Genomic DNA, 13,669 nt, shown 5'->3' with positions numbered 1-13,669 from the left:
GGCGCTGGACGCCGCAGGGTCAACGTGTCAACATCCGGTCATGACAAACGAACCCTCTCAAATCAATGAACTGCGGGCCCGGGCGCGCGAGATTTTCCTCGAAGGTGTGGCGGCGGCCGATCCCGGTCAGGCCGTCGAGGCGGCCCTTGCCGGGCAGAGCTTCGAGCAGCCGATCATCATCGCGGTGGGCAAGGCGGCGCGGAGCATGGCGGAAGCGGCCATGCGCCAGGTCAGGGCGCGCACGGTCATCGTTGTCACGAATTACGAAAACGCCAGCCCCCTTGCGGGGGCGGAGGTGCTGGCCGCGGGTCATCCGGTGCCGGATGCCGAGGGCGCGCGCGCCGCGCTTCGGGTCGAGGAGGCGCTGTCGCATGCGACGGGCGATGTTCTTGCGCTGATTTCGGGCGGCGGTTCCGCGCTTTTGCCCGCGCCGGTGGCGGGGGTGTCCTTGGAGGACAAGGCGGAGGTCAACCGGCTTTTGCTGGCCTCGGGCGCGGATATTGTGACGATGAACCTCGTGCGGCAACAGTTGTCCCGGCTCAAGGGCGGCGGTTTGCTCAGGGCGGCGGCGCCTGCGAAGGTGACGGCGCTTTTGCTGTCGGATGTGGTGTCGGACGATCTGCGGGCGATTGCCTCCGGGCCGACCGTGTCGCCCATCGGCACGCGGGCCGAAGCGGCAGCGGTGTTGATCGACCTCGGACTTTGGGACAGGCTGCCCGCGTCGGTGACGACCTACCTGTCACAGCCGCAACCCGATCTCGGTCCCTTGCCGGAGAGTTCCTCCACGCTCATCGGGTCGAACAAGATTTCGGTCGCGGCCATGGCGCGCGCGGCGGGGGGCGGGGCCAGCCATGGGGTGCATGTCTTCCCGATGCCGCTTGAGGGCGATGTCGCCGAGGCGGCCAGGATTATCGTCGATTGTGCCAAAGGCTCGGGCGAGCGCGGCGTGTTTCTCTTCGGTGGCGAGACCACGGTGAAACTGACGGGCGACGGGCTTGGTGGGCGCAATCAGGAGCTTGCTCTGCGGGTGGCGGTGCTGGCCGAAGCGGCGGGGCTTGGGGATTACGTTTTTCTCTCGGGCGGCACCGACGGGCGCGATGGTCCGACCGATGCGGCGGGCGGTCTGGTCGATCCCGGCACGCTCGACCGGATGCGGGCGGCGGGTCTGGACCCGCAGGATGTGCTGGCGCGCAATGACAGCTATCACGGTCTCAAGGCCGCAGGGGATCTGTTGCAGATCGGCGCGACCGGGACGAATGTCGCCGATCTTCAGGTGCTGATCCTCGGCTGAGCGCACGCTGTTTCCTTTGCTGCGAAAATACTCAAACTCTAGCGCGCGAAGGAGAACCCGTAGATCAGCTGGCGCAGGCCGAGGGCTGCGCCAGCGACGATGGCGGCGATAGTCACCGGGGCGGAATAGGTCAGGAGCGAGAAGGCCGAAAGCCCTTGGCCGACGGTGCAGCCAAAGGCCAGCACGGCCCCCACGCCCATGAAAGACGCGCCCAAAATCTGGCGCTTCAACTCGCGCGGGTCTTCGCAGGCTTCCCAGCGGAAATGTCCCTTGATCAGGGAGCCGATGGCCGCGCCGGCAAGCACGCCGATGACCGAGCCGACGCCAAATCCGGGAGAGAGGGCCGAGGAGCTCATGAGGTAGAAGAGCGTGTCGCCGATCGGGGCGGCGAAGCTGTGCGAGGTGACGGGGGTGGCCTCGAATGTGGCTTCCGACAGCCATGCGGTGCCGGCCCAGCCGGAAACAATCGCCAGCCCGACAGCGCCGCCCCAGAGGATGAGTTTCGGCTTGGCGCGAAAGGCGCGTGAGGAAAGCGCGAGGGCGAGCATTGCGAGACCCGCGACGATCCCGCTGGGGACGACGGGCAGGCCGAGGCTCTGGCCAAGCCCATGTGCGAAACCGGGCAGGGAGCCTTCGGCGGGCATGGGCGGGAAGAGCGTGACCCGCAGATGTGCCAGCGGCCCGTTCAGCGTGACATAGGTGGCAAGCCCCATCACCAGAACGATGACGAAATTGCGCAGATCGCCGCCGCCGAGACGCGCCAGCGCGCCAAAACCGCAATTGCCCGCCAGAGCCATGCCATAACCGAACAGAAGCCCGCCACCGATGGAGGCGAGCGGATACCATCTGAGGCCGAGATAGGCGGTTTGCGACGGATCGAACAGGCCGAACCCGATCAGGGTGAAGGTGCCCAGGAGCGCCACGCTCAGAGCCACGCCCCATTGCCGGGCGCGCAGGTCGGAGCCTTGGTAAAGCGCATCCTCGATGGCGCCCATGGAGCAGAACCGCCCCAGTCTGGCGGCAAGGCCAAGGACCAGCCCGCCGCACATCCCGATGAGGGCCGCAAGCAGCCCCGGATCAACACTGTCGAGCATGTCTCCTCCCTAATGCCCGTCCTATGCCCGTCGTTTATGCGCCCGTCGCTTTGATCCTCCCGATCTGCGCGGGACATGTCGTCAGGCGTCGCTTTTGAGCGCCGCCTTTTTCGGGCCACCATCGACGGAACAGAACATGTCGTAGATCACTTCGAGAATGCGTTTCGGTCGGTCGTCGGTCAAGGAATAGTAGATCGCCTTGCCCTCACGGCGGGGCGTCACCAGGCCTTCGAGACGCAGCCGGGCGAGCTGTTGGCTCACCGCGGCCTGACGTGCCGACAAAAGCTCTTCGAGCTCGGTGACGGATTTCTCGCCGGTCACCAGATGACACAGGATCATCAACCGCCCCTCATGCGACAGGGCTTTCAAAAGCTGCGACGCATCGCAGGCGCTCGACATCATCACATCCATGTCCTCGTCGGACATGTTCTCCGTAATGATTGGCAAAGGCGAATTCACTTTGTCCACCTCATGTGTCCTCGAAGAGTTGTTTGGGTCCTTAAAACGCGATGTCGTCCATGATGGCGTCGATGCCCGCCTGAGCGCAGTCCGCATCAAGGTCGGGGCCTGGGGCGCCGGAAACACCGATGCCGGCCACTATAGAGCCTGACGCTTCAATCACAAGACCGCCTCCGAGGGCGAGAGGTTCGGACAGTTCGCGAATGCCCGCCATCATCTCGCCCGGCGCGGTCAGCTCACCGAGGCTGAGCGTGTCGGTGCGAAAGGAGACGGCGGTCCAGGCCTTGCGCCTTGCGGTCTCGAAGACGTGCAAACCGGCGTAGCGGTCGCGCACATAGGCCTGCGGGATGCCGAAGCGATCGACCACCATGACGCCGACCTGATAGCCGGCCTCGCGACAGCTTTCCATCGCGGCCACGGCGGCGCGTTGGGCGTATTCCGGTTTCAGCACCTGAAAGGTGACAAAAGCGTCGTTTTCCTGGGCAAGCGCGGGCACGGCCATGATGCTGGCGCAGAAACCTGCGTGCAAGGCCATGGTTTTAAATGATTTCATTGTTTCCTCCCTTGGTGTGATCTCAGTTTCCGGCGCGGTCTCCCTCCACGTCGGTTGCGTCTTTGAGGCTCTCGTCCGGCGCTGCGAAATCGGAGTGATCGCGCAGCAGCATGGTGAGCATGGTCCAGAACATTTCGTCGCCCGCATAGCCTTCGATCCGGCCCTGCTCGACGCCCTCGTCGACCAGAATGAAGGTCGGTGTGAAGATCACGGGCCCCTTGAACTCGAGGTCGTCGGGACGGGGCGCACGCAGGTCGACGCGGCGCAGCGGCGCATAATCGCCCTCCGGGGTTTTCGGATAGATCGGGGCGATTTCCGCATTCCAGCGGGCGCAATAAGCACAGCCGTCCTGCTCCACCATCACCAGTTCCATGGCGGCGGCAGGGGAGGCAACGCAGAGAATCACTCCGAGCGAAAGGGCGGCAAAGGCCAAAATTCTTGTCAACATATGTATACCGATTGACGGGTGCGACATATTCAACCTAATTTGAATATGTGAATGGCACAAGTCGCGGATCAACCGCGGTGCGGGGTTGAGGAGCCTCGTCGGGTCAAACCGGCCAGTCGCACTGGGAGGATTATATGCTCGACGTAACGTTTCTATCGGCCCTTCTGGGCGGGTTGGTGGTGTTTTTCTCACCCTGTATCCTGCCCATCGTGCCGTTCTACCTGTCCTACATGGCCGGAACCTCGATGGCGGAGATCAACGCCGAGGGCGAATTGGCGCCGGGCGCGCGCAAGCGGGCAGTGATCTCGTCGGTGATGTTCTCGCTGGGGATCATCACGGTCTTCGTCCTCCTGGGGGCGGCGGCGTTTTCGCTCAGCCAGGCGTTTCGCAGTCATCAGGACATTTTCCGCATCGGTTCCGCCGCTCTGGTGTTCGTCCTCGGGTTGCATTTCCTTGGCGTGATCCGCATCGGCTTTCTCAATCGCCAGTTCCAGATGCAGGCGGGCGACACGGCCAATATGAATGTCTGGTCGTCTTACCTTGTGGGGCTGGCCTTTGCCGCCGGGTGGACGCCCTGCGTGGGCGGTGTGCTCGTGGGCGTAGTGATGCTGGCGTCGAATGAGGCCACCGCATTGCGCGGGCTGATGATGATGGTGATTTTCGGCATCGGCATGACCGTGCCTTTCGTGGTGGCGGCCTTTTTCATCAAGCCCTTCCTGAAATTCGCCGCCAAATTCCGCCGCCACCTGCCGAAGGTGGAAAAGCTGATGGGGGTGTTCCTGATCCTCTTCGCGGTCCTGATCGTGACCAATTCGGTCAATGTGATCGCGGCATGGATGATCGAAACCTTCCCCTCTTTCTCGAAAATCGGATCCAACGGGAGCCTGTAAACCATGTTCAAGATTGCACGACGGACCCTTCTTTCTCTAACGCTGGCCGCCGCCGCTTTTCCCGCTTTGGCGGTGGAAATGGGCGACGACGGGCTGCACAAGACGCCATGGCAGCGCGACACGTTCAAGGATCTGCGCGAAGATCTGGCCGAGGCCAATGCCGAAGGCAAGCGGCTTGTGGTGATGGTGGAGCAACGCGGCTGCATCTACTGCAAGAAAATGCACGAAGAAGTCTACCCGGACCCGGAGATCACCCAGATGATCGAGGAGAATTTCTTCGTCATCCAGATCAACATGTTCGGCGATGTCGAGGTGACGGATTTCGACGGCGAGACCTTGCCGGAAAAGGACATGGTGCAGAAGTGGGGGGTGTTGTTCACACCGACGAATCTGTATTTTCCCGAAGAGGTGCCCGAAGGCGTCTCCGCCAAGGACGCAGCGGTCTCCACCGTGCCCGGCGCCTTCGGCAAGCTGACCACCTACAACATGATGCAATGGGTGCTCGATCACGGCTACGACGGCGATGAGCCATTCCAGAAATACCATGCGCGTCAAGTGGTTCTGCAGCAGGAGCGGGGCAAGTTAAAGGTGAGTAACTGAAACATCTTAGGGCGAATTCAGTTCGCCTCAAGGATGCACATGCAGCAAAATTCACTTTTTTGAATTTGTTGCTTGCGCTGCGACAAATTGGCACGCTACGGTATGCAATAAGAACAACGCAGATATGCGGCAAATGAAACAGAGTCTTTGGGAGGAGACATGAAACGCATCGCAAAACGCCTTAAGCCATTCGCCGCGCTCACGCTCGGTGTCCTTGCGTTTCCGGTCGTCGCGGCGGCGGAGATCGCACCCGGTGACGTTCAGTTCGACGATTACGGCGCGGTCGAGACCTCGCTGACCGGCTCTGCCGGCAATGCGGACGAAGGTCGCAAGATCATGACGGAAAAGTCCCTGGGCAATTGCGTTTCCTGCCATGCGGCGGAGGCCTATGCCGACGTGCCGTTCCACGGCGAGGTCGGTCCCTGGCTCGACGGCGCGGGCTCCCGCTGGACCGAAGCCGAACTGCGCGGTCTTGTGGTCAATCCGAAGAAGACCTTCGAGGGCACGGTGATGCCGGCCTTCTACAAGGTCGATGGCTTCAACCGCCCGGGCGACGCCTACACGGGCAAGGCCGCACCGGCCGATCTGCCGCCGATCCTCTCGGCCCAGCAGATCGAGGATGTGGTCGCCTATCTTATGACGCTGAAAGACGAGTGATCGTCGGCCAGCATTCCCCAAATCTCTAACGAGGAGCAAACCATGAATCTCACACGACGTGACGCACTGGCTCTCGGCCTCGGCGCGACGGCAGTGGCCCTGCTGCCCTTCCGTGCCGTGGCGGCAGCCGATGACGCCATCGCCGCTTTCACCGGGGGCGCCGAGACCGGCGAGGGTGGCATCACCCTGACCGCCCCGGAAATCGCCGAGAACGGCAACACCGTTCCGATCACTGTCGACGCCCCGGGCGCGGAAACCATCGCGGTCTTCGCCACCGGCAACCCGACCCCGGAGGTGGCGGCCTTTACCTTCGGCCCGCTCGCCGGTTCGCAAATGGCCTCCACCCGCATCCGTCTTGCCGGCACGCAGGACGTGGTCGCGATCGCGAAGATGGCAGACGGCTCGTTCGTCAAGACCGCCGCGACCGTGAAGGTCACCATCGGCGGCTGCGGCGGCTAAGCGAAGACATTTTTCAGGAGAAAACACAATGGCATCTGGTGTCAAACCCCGCGTCAAAGTCCCCAAAACCGCCTCTGCCGGTGAGGTCATCGCCATCAAGACGCTGATCTCTCACCCGATGGAATCGGGCCAGCGCAAGGACAGCGACGGCAATGTGATCCCGCGGTCGATCATCAACCGCTTCACCTGCGAGTTCAACGGTCAGTCGGTGATCGACGTGACGCTGGAACCGTCGATCTCGACCAACCCCTATATCGAATTCGAAGCTACCGTGCCCGAGGCCGGTGAGTTCAAGTTCACCTGGTATGACGACGACGGCTCCGTCTACGAGGACGTCAAGGCGATCGACATCGCCTGACCAAGGCTCTTCGCGCGCCCTTGGAGGAGGGGGCGCGCGTAAACCCCAGGGAGGAGAGAAACGCATGAAACTGAAGAACACGCTTCGCACCGTTCGCACCGCGGCGGCTCTGACCGCTCTGGTGCTCGCGGCCCCGGCCTTGGCCGACGAGGAGGCGGAACTGGTGATCAACGGCGAGATCGAGATCGTCACCAAGACGACGGCACCTGCGCATCTGGAGGGCCATCTCGACGAAATCCTGTCCGGTTGGCGCTTCCGCTCCGACGAGACCCAGGCGATGGAGATGGACGATTTCGACAACCCCGGCATGCTGGGCGCCGAAGCCGGGTTCGAGCAATTCGAAACGGTGATGGGCACCGAGGGCAAATCCTGTATGGATTGCCATGAGGGCGTCGACAGCCTCGCCTCCGTGCGTCCGACCTATCCGAAATGGAATGACGACAAGGAAGCGGTCTACACCATCCAGATGCAGATCAACGATTGTCTGACCGAACGGATGGGCGCCGAGAAGCAGAAATACGACAGCGTCACCATGCTGAATTTCGAAGCGGCTCTGGCTTCCGTGGCACGCGGCACGCCGATGAACGTCGCGATCGACGGTCCGGCCCAGGCGACCTGGGAGCAGGGCAAGGAGATGTACTATACCCGCTTCGGCCAGCTCGATCTGTCCTGCGCCAACTGCCACGAGCAGAATTACGGCAACATGATCCGCGCCGACCACCTGTCGCAGGGGCAGACCAACGGCTTCCCGGTCTACCGGATCAAGGACAACAAGCTGACCGGCACCCATGGCCGGTTCAAAGGCTGTATCCGTGACACCCGCGCCGAGACCTTCTCGCCGGGCTCGCCGGAATTCGTGGCGCTGGAGCTCTATGTGGCGTCCCGTGGCAACGGCCTGTCCGTTGAGGGGCCGTCCGTCCGCAACTGATCTTTGAAGCCCCGCCGACGATGGCTCGCGCGGGGCTTTCTCTCTCCCGATATATTCAAATTCCCGCATAATTCATGGATTTGTGCGGCATCTACGGAGCTACACGCATGATTTCACGTCGTGACTTCCTTCAGGTCTCCATGGCCGCCTCCGCCCTTGTTGGCGCCTCCGGTTTTGGCAACTGGGCGCGGCTTGCGGCCCAGCAAAGCCTGACGCAGGATCAGCTTCTGGAGTTCGACACGTTTGGCAACGTCTCGCTGATCCATGTCACCGACATTCACGCCCAGCTCAAACCGATCTATTTCCGGGAGCCGGAGATCAACATCGGCGTGGGCGGCAACAAGGGCGCGGTGCCGCATATCACGGGGGCGGATTTCCGCAAGCTCTACGGCATCGAAGACAATTCGCCCACGGCCTATGCGCTGAGCTACAACGATTTCGCAGCACTCGGCAAAGCTTACGGCAAGGTCGGGGGCCTCGACCGCGTGGCCACCGTGATCAATTCGATCCGCGCTGCGCGGCCCGATGCGCTTTTGCTCGATGGCGGCGACACATGGCACGGCTCCTACACCTGCTACCACACGGCGGGGCAGGATATGGTCAATGTGATGAACGCGCTGAAACCCGATGCGATGACCTTCCACTGGGAATTCACGCTTGGCTCCGAGCGCGTGCGCGAAGTCGTGGCCGATCTGCCGTTTGCGGCTTTGGGCGCGAATATTTTCGACGCCGAATGGGACGAACCGGCAGAGGATTTCGAACCGTACAAATTCTTTGAGCGTGGCGGCGTGAAGATCGCCGTCATCGGTCAGGCCTTCCCCTATATGCCCATCGCCAACCCCGGCTGGATGTTCCCGGAATACTCTTTCGGCATTCGCACCGAGCGGATGCAGGAAGTGGTCGACGAGGTGCGCGGCATGGGCGCGGAACTGGTTGTTCTGCTGTCGCACAACGGCTTCGACGTGGACAAGAAAATGGCGAGCCTCGTCAAGGGCATCGACGTCGTGCTCTCCGGCCACACCCATGATGCGCTGCCGGAGCCGGTTCTGGTCGGCGAGACGATCATCATCGCGTCCGGATCCAACGGCAAATTCGTCTCTCGCGTCGATCTGGACGTGCGCGACGGTCGCATGATGGGCTTCCGCCATAAACTCATCCCGATCTTCTCCGACGTGATCGAGCCGGACAAAGAGGTGTCCGCCCTGATCAATGAGCAGCGCGCGCCCTATGAAGAGGCGATGTCCGAGGTGATCGGCGAGACCGATAGCGTGCTCTACCGTCGCGGCAATTTCAACGGCACTTGGGACGATCTGATCTGTGACGCGCTTCTGAGTGAGCGCGAGGCGGATATCGCGATGTCGCCGGGTGTGCGTTGGGGGCCGTCGCTGCTTCCGGGAGACAAGATCACCCGCGAAGACATCTGGAATGCGACCTCGATGACCTATGGCAAGGCGTACCGTTCCGAGATGACCGGCGAGTTCATCCATACGATCATGGAAGACGTGGCCGACAACATTTTCAACCCTGATCCCTATTATCAGCAGGGCGGCGACATGGTGCGGATGGGTGGTCTTGGCTACCGCATCGACATCACCAAACCGCAGGGCGAGCGGATTTCGGAGCTGACGCTGCTCAAGACCGGCGAGCTGCTGGATCCGGCGAAAAACTATGTCGTCGCGGGCTGGGCTTCGGTCAACGAAGGCACCGAAGGACCGCAGATCTGGGACGTGGTCGAGGATCACATCCGCAAACAGGGCGTGGTTCATGTCGAACCGAACACCTCCGTCAAGGTCATCGGCGCATAAGCGCCGGGGCCTAAGTCCATGATAAATCGCACAACACGAGGGAGACACGAGAGATGAGTGACACCCAGAACGGTCAGAACCCGGGCACGAGCCGCCGCGCGTTTCTGCGCGGGGCGGCGGCCACCGGGGTCGGGCTGGCGGCGAGCAAGGCCGCTGCCCAAGACGGTCCCGATCCGCTGATCACCGAGAAACAGGACTGGGCCATGTCCACGGGTGCGGGCGTGGATGAAACACCCTATGGCCTGCCGATCAAATACGAGGGCGATGTCATTCGCCGCAACGTGCCGTGGCTGACGGCCGATCCGATTTCGTCGATCAACTTCACGCCGATCCATGCGCTCGACGGTACAATCACACCGCAGGGCTGTGCCTTCGAGCGGCATCACTCCGGTGCGATTGAGCTCAAGAAAGAAGATTATCGTTTGATGATCAACGGCTTGGTCGATACGCCTTTGGTCTTTAGCTATGAAGATCTCGAACGCTTCCCGCGGGTGAACAAGACGTTCTTCCTCGAATGCGCGGCCAACACGGGCATGGAATGGGCGGGGGCGCAGTTGAATGGCGCGCAGTTCACCCATGGCATGATCCACAACATGGAATACACCGGCGTTACGCTGCGCACGCTTCTGGAAGAGGCGGGGCTTGGGGCCGCGGGCGATCTTTCCGACAAATGGGTCTATGTCGAGGGGGCGGATGCCTCGTCGAACGGGCGCTCGATTCCGATGGAGAAGGCGCTCGACGATTGCATGATCGCGTTCAAAGCCAATGGCGAAGCGCTGCGCATGGAGCATGGCTATCCGGTGCGCCTTGTGGTGCCGGGCTGGGAAGGCAACATGTGGGTGAAATGGTTGCGGCGCATCGAAGTGACCGCGCAGGCCATTCAGTCGCGTGAGGAAACCTCGAAATACACCGACACGCTCGCGGACGGCACCTCGCGCAAATGGACCTGGGTCATGGATGCGAAATCCGTGGTGACCTCGCCCAGCCCGCAATCGCCGATCAAGCACGGCAAAGGCCCGCTGGTGATCACGGGGCTTGCGTGGTCCGGGCGGGGCGCCATCACTGGCGTCGATGTTTCGATGGACGGCGGCAAGACCTGGCAGAAGGCGCGGCTTGCCAATGAGGGCCAGTCGATGGCGCTGACGCGGTTCTATCTCGACACCACATGGGATGGCGAAGAGATGCTGCTCCAGTCGCGCGCCCATGACGACACGGGCTATGTTCAGCCGACCAAAGCGCAACTGCGCGACGTGCGCGGCGAGAACTCCGTCTATCACAACAACTGTATCCAGACCTGGCATGTCAAAACGAACGGGGAGGCGGAAAATGTCGAAGTTTCTTCCTAAACTGATCCTCACAACCGCCCTCTCCGCCGCGCTGGCGATGCCGGCTTTCGCGGAAAAACTCGGCCTTGGCCGCGCAGCTCTGCCCGAAGAAATCGCGGCGTGGAACCACGATATTTCCCCCAATGGCGAGGGTTTGCCCATCGGCTCCGGCTCGGTCGAAGACGGTGAGATGATCTTTTCCGAGAACTGTGCCGTCTGTCATGGCGAGTTCGCGGAAGGCGTCGACAACTGGCCGAAACTGGCGGGGGGCGACGGCACGCTGGCGGACAAGGACCCGTTGAAGACCATCGGCTCTTACTGGCCGTATCTCTCGACCGTCTACGATTATGTCCGCCGCTCCATGCCCTTCGGCAATGCGCAGACCATGTCCGACGACGACGTCTATGCGATCACCGCCTATCTGCTGTACTCGAACTACCTCGTGGACGACGATTTCGTGCTCTCGAACGAGAACTTCCTTGAGGTGGAGATGCCGAACGCCGGGGGCTTCATCGTCGATGATCGCCCGGAAACGGAATATACCATCTTCACCGAGGCGAATGCCTGTTACGAGAACTGCAAGGACACGGTCGAGATCACCAAACGCGCGACCGTTCTTGACGTGACGCCGGAGGAAGCGGGCGCGGAAACCGTGACCGAAGCCGTCGCCGTCGTCGAGGAGGCTGTCGAGACGCCGGTTGAGACGCCTGCGGTCGAAGAGGCTACGGCAGAGCCCGTTGCGGAAGAGGCGCCGGTCGAGATGGCAGCCATGTCCTTTGACGCCGATCTGGCGGCACAGGGCGAGAAGGTCTTCAAGAAATGCGCCGCCTGTCACCAGGTCGGCGAGGGGGCCAAGAACAAGACCGGTCCGGTGCTCAATGGTGTGGTCGGGGCCCCGATCACCCATATCGAAGGGTTCAAATATTCCAAGGACTTCACCGATGCCCATGCCGAGGGCTTCATCTGGACCGAGGAGAACCTGACTGCATATCTGCACAAGCCGAAGGCGATGTTCCCGAAGACCAAGATGACCTTCGCCGGGCTGAAAAAGGACGAAGAGATCGCCGCGGTGATCGAATACCTCAAATCCGTGTCGCAGTAAGACATGCTGCGCGAACAGGGGGGGGGCGGCATCCGAACTGGGTGCCGCCCCTTTTCCATGGTATCATCGGAAAAACAGGGAGGATTTCTCATGAACACCAAAGCTTTGGCGGTGCTTTTGGCACTCGCGACCGGCGCAGGTTTCGGCGCGCCGGTTCTGGCGAACGATCAGGCGATCACCTTCGATTATGACGGCACGTTCGAGGACGCGGCTTTTGCCGTCGAGGATGCGATCATCTCGAAGGGACTGGTGATCGACTACCGCAGCCACACCGGCGAGATGCTGGAGCGGACCCGCGAGGATGTCGGCTCCGATGTCGTGTTGTTCGATGCGGCGGATGTGTTCCTGTTCTGCTCGGCCACCGTGTCGCGGCAGGTGATGGAGGCCGATCCGATGAACATCGTGCATTGCCCCTATTCGATCTTCGTGGCGGATCAGGCGGGCAAGGTCACCATCGGTTTCCGCGATTACCCGGACGGTCCGATGCAGGCGGTCGAGGACCTGCTGACAGAGATTGTGGAAGAGGCGGTGAGTTTCTGAGCGGGGCGGCGGAAAAGCGCGTGAGGGTCGTCATGACGTCGCGGCAAAGCAGAACTGTGTTTCAGCTTTCGGCCAAACCCCGTAAACAGACCCCTTGAACCGTGAAAGGGGCACAGGATGGATTGGATCGACCGTTTCTCCGGTCTGGCGGCGTTGGAGCCGAAGGTGCGCGAGCGCCTTGTGAGCCAGTCGCAAATCGTGCACCTGCCGGAAAACACGGTGCTGTTCGGGCCGGGCAAAAGCCCGGAGAACCTTCTCATGCTGCTCGAAGGCACTGTGCGGGTGCAGCAGACCACCGAGGGCGGGCGCGAGATCGTGCTCTATCGGGTGCATGCCGGGGAAAGCTGTGTGCTGACCACCGCCTGCCTTCTGGCCTATGAGGATTACAGCGCCGAGGGCATTGCCGAGACGGAGGTGGAGGCGGTTGCCATTCCGCGCCGGGTGTTCGACGATCTGGTGGCGCGCTCGCAGAGTTTCCGCAATTTCGTGTTTTCCGCCTATTCGCGGCGGATCACCGATCTGTTTCATGTGATCGAGGAAATCGCCTTTCAAAAGGTCGATATTCGTCTGGCGCAAAAACTTCTCGGATTGTCACGGGGCGCGGGGGAGTTGAAGGCGACGCACGCGCAACTGGCGGCGGAACTGGGCACTGCGCGGGAGGTGATTTCCCGTCAGCTTCAGGAATTCCAGCGCCGCGGATGGGTGAAAACCGCCCGCGGCGTGGTCTATCTCACCGATCGCGAAGCGCTCGATGCGCTGGCGCATTCGGGGTGACGATCATTTCTTGCAGGTGTTGATCCCGAAGATCGAATAGAGCGGGCAGGAGGAGATCAGCCCGGTCACCAGCGGGATGATCCCGATCAGGTAGAGCCAGCGCAGCGAGGCTTCGGTGTTCAGGAAGAACCCGAGGATGAGGGCAAGGCCGATCACGATGCGCAGGATGCGGTCAAGGCCGCCGACGTTCTTTTTCAACATGGAACTCTCCAGTGAGTCTTGGTTAACCAAGAACCACGCTACTGCGACGTCAGGCGTCTGTCTGTAACAAACTCACATCCGTCATATATGTTGACGGATGTGCTGCAGGACCGTGAGAGACGAGCGAATATTGAAATAAGACAAGAAAAGGCGAGCTTTCATGTGAAAGCCCGCCTGAATGTTCG

The 13,669-nt window shown here is 61.7% G+C and carries 17 protein-coding genes; 12 read left to right on the top strand and 5 right to left on the bottom strand.

Features of this window, described 5'->3' with window-relative positions:
• Positions 1-40: 40 nt before the first annotated feature.
• Positions 41-1,291, top strand: a complete 1,251-nt coding sequence (locus CEW89_RS07170) for a glycerate kinase type-2 family protein (protein ID WP_096807160.1) — start codon at positions 41-43, stop codon at positions 1,289-1,291.
• 38 nt (positions 1,292-1,329) lie between these two features.
• On the opposite strand, the gene CEW89_RS07165 is transcribed toward CEW89_RS07170, so the two are convergent.
• From CEW89_RS07165 to CEW89_RS07150, 4 genes are all read right to left on the bottom strand, one after another.
• Positions 1,330-2,385, bottom strand: coding sequence for a YeeE/YedE family protein (locus CEW89_RS07165; protein ID WP_096805428.1), 1,056 nt, complete (start codon positions 2,383-2,385; stop codon positions 1,330-1,332).
• Positions 2,386-2,466: 81 nt separating this feature from the next.
• Positions 2,467-2,811 (bottom strand): ArsR/SmtB family transcription factor, encoded by a 345-nt coding sequence (locus CEW89_RS07160; RefSeq protein WP_066704472.1) that lies wholly within the window; start codon positions 2,809-2,811, stop codon positions 2,467-2,469.
• A 73-nt stretch (positions 2,812-2,884) separates the two neighbouring features.
• The gene (locus CEW89_RS07155; RefSeq protein ID WP_198403515.1) at positions 2,885-3,397 is read right to left on the bottom strand and encodes a GlcG/HbpS family heme-binding protein; all 513 of its coding nucleotides are present in this window, start codon (positions 3,395-3,397) and stop codon (positions 2,885-2,887) included.
• 22 nt (positions 3,398-3,419) lie between these two features.
• Positions 3,420-3,845 carry a thioredoxin domain-containing protein gene (locus CEW89_RS07150; protein WP_096805427.1) on the bottom strand — a complete coding sequence of 142 codons (426 nt, stop codon included), beginning with the start codon at positions 3,843-3,845 and terminating at the stop codon, positions 3,420-3,422.
• 134 nt (positions 3,846-3,979) lie between these two features.
• Here CEW89_RS07150 and CEW89_RS07145 point away from each other — a divergent pair, with 134 nt between their 5' ends.
• The 11 genes from CEW89_RS07145 to CEW89_RS07095 all read left to right on the top strand — a co-directional run bounded on the left by CEW89_RS07145 (position 3,980) and on the right by CEW89_RS07095 (position 13,283).
• Positions 3,980-4,735 carry a cytochrome c biogenesis CcdA family protein gene (locus CEW89_RS07145; protein ID WP_096805426.1) on the top strand — a complete coding sequence of 252 codons (756 nt, stop codon included), beginning with the start codon at positions 3,980-3,982 and terminating at the stop codon, positions 4,733-4,735.
• Positions 4,736-4,738: 3 nt separating this feature from the next.
• Positions 4,739-5,335: a thioredoxin family protein gene (locus CEW89_RS07140; protein ID WP_096805425.1), complete on the top strand. Its 597-nt coding sequence runs from the start codon at positions 4,739-4,741 to the stop codon at positions 5,333-5,335.
• Between the two features lie 159 nt (positions 5,336-5,494).
• Positions 5,495-5,992: a sulfur oxidation c-type cytochrome SoxX gene (gene soxX / locus CEW89_RS07135; RefSeq protein ID WP_066703911.1), complete on the top strand. Its 498-nt coding sequence runs from the start codon at positions 5,495-5,497 to the stop codon at positions 5,990-5,992.
• Positions 5,993-6,034: 42 nt separating this feature from the next.
• On the top strand, positions 6,035-6,451 hold the full coding sequence (gene soxY / locus CEW89_RS07130; protein WP_066703904.1) for a thiosulfate oxidation carrier protein SoxY: 417 nt from the start codon (positions 6,035-6,037) through the stop codon (positions 6,449-6,451).
• Positions 6,452-6,479: 28 nt separating this feature from the next.
• On the top strand, positions 6,480-6,809 hold the full coding sequence (soxZ, locus tag CEW89_RS07125; protein ID WP_066703901.1) for a thiosulfate oxidation carrier complex protein SoxZ: 330 nt from the start codon (positions 6,480-6,482) through the stop codon (positions 6,807-6,809).
• A 64-nt stretch (positions 6,810-6,873) separates the two neighbouring features.
• On the top strand, positions 6,874-7,737 hold the full coding sequence (soxA, locus tag CEW89_RS07120) for a sulfur oxidation c-type cytochrome SoxA (RefSeq protein WP_096805424.1): 864 nt from the start codon (positions 6,874-6,876) through the stop codon (positions 7,735-7,737).
• Positions 7,738-7,844: 107 nt separating this feature from the next.
• Positions 7,845-9,542, top strand: coding sequence for a thiosulfohydrolase SoxB (gene soxB / locus CEW89_RS07115; RefSeq protein WP_066703899.1), 1,698 nt, complete (start codon positions 7,845-7,847; stop codon positions 9,540-9,542).
• Between the two features lie 53 nt (positions 9,543-9,595).
• The gene (gene soxC, locus CEW89_RS07110) at positions 9,596-10,888 is read left to right on the top strand and encodes a sulfite dehydrogenase (RefSeq protein ID WP_096805423.1); all 1,293 of its coding nucleotides are present in this window, start codon (positions 9,596-9,598) and stop codon (positions 10,886-10,888) included.
• Positions 10,869-11,969, top strand: a complete 1,101-nt coding sequence (locus CEW89_RS07105) for a c-type cytochrome (RefSeq protein WP_096805422.1) — start codon at positions 10,869-10,871, stop codon at positions 11,967-11,969. The genes soxC and CEW89_RS07105 overlap by 20 nt, the downstream gene beginning before the upstream one ends.
• 90 nt (positions 11,970-12,059) lie before the next feature.
• Entirely contained in the window at positions 12,060-12,509 is a 450-nt protein-coding gene (locus CEW89_RS07100; RefSeq protein ID WP_096805421.1) for a DUF302 domain-containing protein, read from the top strand.
• Between the two features lie 117 nt (positions 12,510-12,626).
• Complete coding sequence (locus CEW89_RS07095; protein ID WP_096805420.1) at positions 12,627-13,283, top strand: Crp/Fnr family transcriptional regulator; 657 nt, start codon at positions 12,627-12,629, stop codon at positions 13,281-13,283.
• Positions 13,284-13,286: 3 nt separating this feature from the next.
• On the opposite strand, the gene CEW89_RS07090 is transcribed toward CEW89_RS07095, so the two are convergent.
• The gene (locus CEW89_RS07090) at positions 13,287-13,484 is read right to left on the bottom strand and encodes a YgaP family membrane protein (protein WP_066703884.1); all 198 of its coding nucleotides are present in this window, start codon (positions 13,482-13,484) and stop codon (positions 13,287-13,289) included.
• Positions 13,485-13,669 lie beyond the last annotated feature (185 nt).

Source organism: Celeribacter ethanolicus (assembly GCF_002407265.1).
GTDB lineage: Bacteria > Pseudomonadota > Alphaproteobacteria > Rhodobacterales > Rhodobacteraceae > Celeribacter > Celeribacter ethanolicus.
This window is presented reverse-complemented; position numbering and strand designations above follow the sequence as displayed.

What these genes read in the sequence shown, in the direction of transcription:
- CEW89_RS07160 (WP_066704472.1), bottom strand. Translation starts at nt 2,811, where the DNA reads ATGTCCGACGAGGACATGGATGTGATGATGTCGAGCGCCTGCGATGCG.
- CEW89_RS07105 (WP_096805422.1), top strand. Translation starts at nt 10,869, where the DNA reads ATGTCGAAGTTTCTTCCTAAACTGATCCTCACAACCGCCCTCTCCGCC.
- CEW89_RS07165 (WP_096805428.1), bottom strand. Translation starts at nt 2,385, where the DNA reads ATGCTCGACAGTGTTGATCCGGGGCTGCTTGCGGCCCTCATCGGGATG.
- CEW89_RS07100 (WP_096805421.1), top strand. Translation starts at nt 12,060, where the DNA reads ATGAACACCAAAGCTTTGGCGGTGCTTTTGGCACTCGCGACCGGCGCA.
- soxY (WP_066703904.1), top strand. Translation starts at nt 6,035, where the DNA reads ATGAATCTCACACGACGTGACGCACTGGCTCTCGGCCTCGGCGCGACG.
- CEW89_RS07095 (WP_096805420.1), top strand. Translation starts at nt 12,627, where the DNA reads ATGGATTGGATCGACCGTTTCTCCGGTCTGGCGGCGTTGGAGCCGAAG.
- CEW89_RS07145 (WP_096805426.1), top strand. Translation starts at nt 3,980, where the DNA reads ATGCTCGACGTAACGTTTCTATCGGCCCTTCTGGGCGGGTTGGTGGTG.
- CEW89_RS07170 (WP_096807160.1), top strand. Translation starts at nt 41, where the DNA reads ATGACAAACGAACCCTCTCAAATCAATGAACTGCGGGCCCGGGCGCGC.
- CEW89_RS07150 (WP_096805427.1), bottom strand. Translation starts at nt 3,845, where the DNA reads ATGTTGACAAGAATTTTGGCCTTTGCCGCCCTTTCGCTCGGAGTGATT.
- CEW89_RS07155 (WP_198403515.1), bottom strand. Translation starts at nt 3,397, where the DNA reads ATGAAATCATTTAAAACCATGGCCTTGCACGCAGGTTTCTGCGCCAGC.
- soxB (WP_066703899.1), top strand. Translation starts at nt 7,845, where the DNA reads ATGATTTCACGTCGTGACTTCCTTCAGGTCTCCATGGCCGCCTCCGCC.
- CEW89_RS07090 (WP_066703884.1), bottom strand. Translation starts at nt 13,484, where the DNA reads ATGTTGAAAAAGAACGTCGGCGGCCTTGACCGCATCCTGCGCATCGTG.
- soxZ (WP_066703901.1), top strand. Translation starts at nt 6,480, where the DNA reads ATGGCATCTGGTGTCAAACCCCGCGTCAAAGTCCCCAAAACCGCCTCT.
- soxA (WP_096805424.1), top strand. Translation starts at nt 6,874, where the DNA reads ATGAAACTGAAGAACACGCTTCGCACCGTTCGCACCGCGGCGGCTCTG.
- CEW89_RS07140 (WP_096805425.1), top strand. Translation starts at nt 4,739, where the DNA reads ATGTTCAAGATTGCACGACGGACCCTTCTTTCTCTAACGCTGGCCGCC.
- soxC (WP_096805423.1), top strand. Translation starts at nt 9,596, where the DNA reads ATGAGTGACACCCAGAACGGTCAGAACCCGGGCACGAGCCGCCGCGCG.
- soxX (WP_066703911.1), top strand. Translation starts at nt 5,495, where the DNA reads ATGAAACGCATCGCAAAACGCCTTAAGCCATTCGCCGCGCTCACGCTC.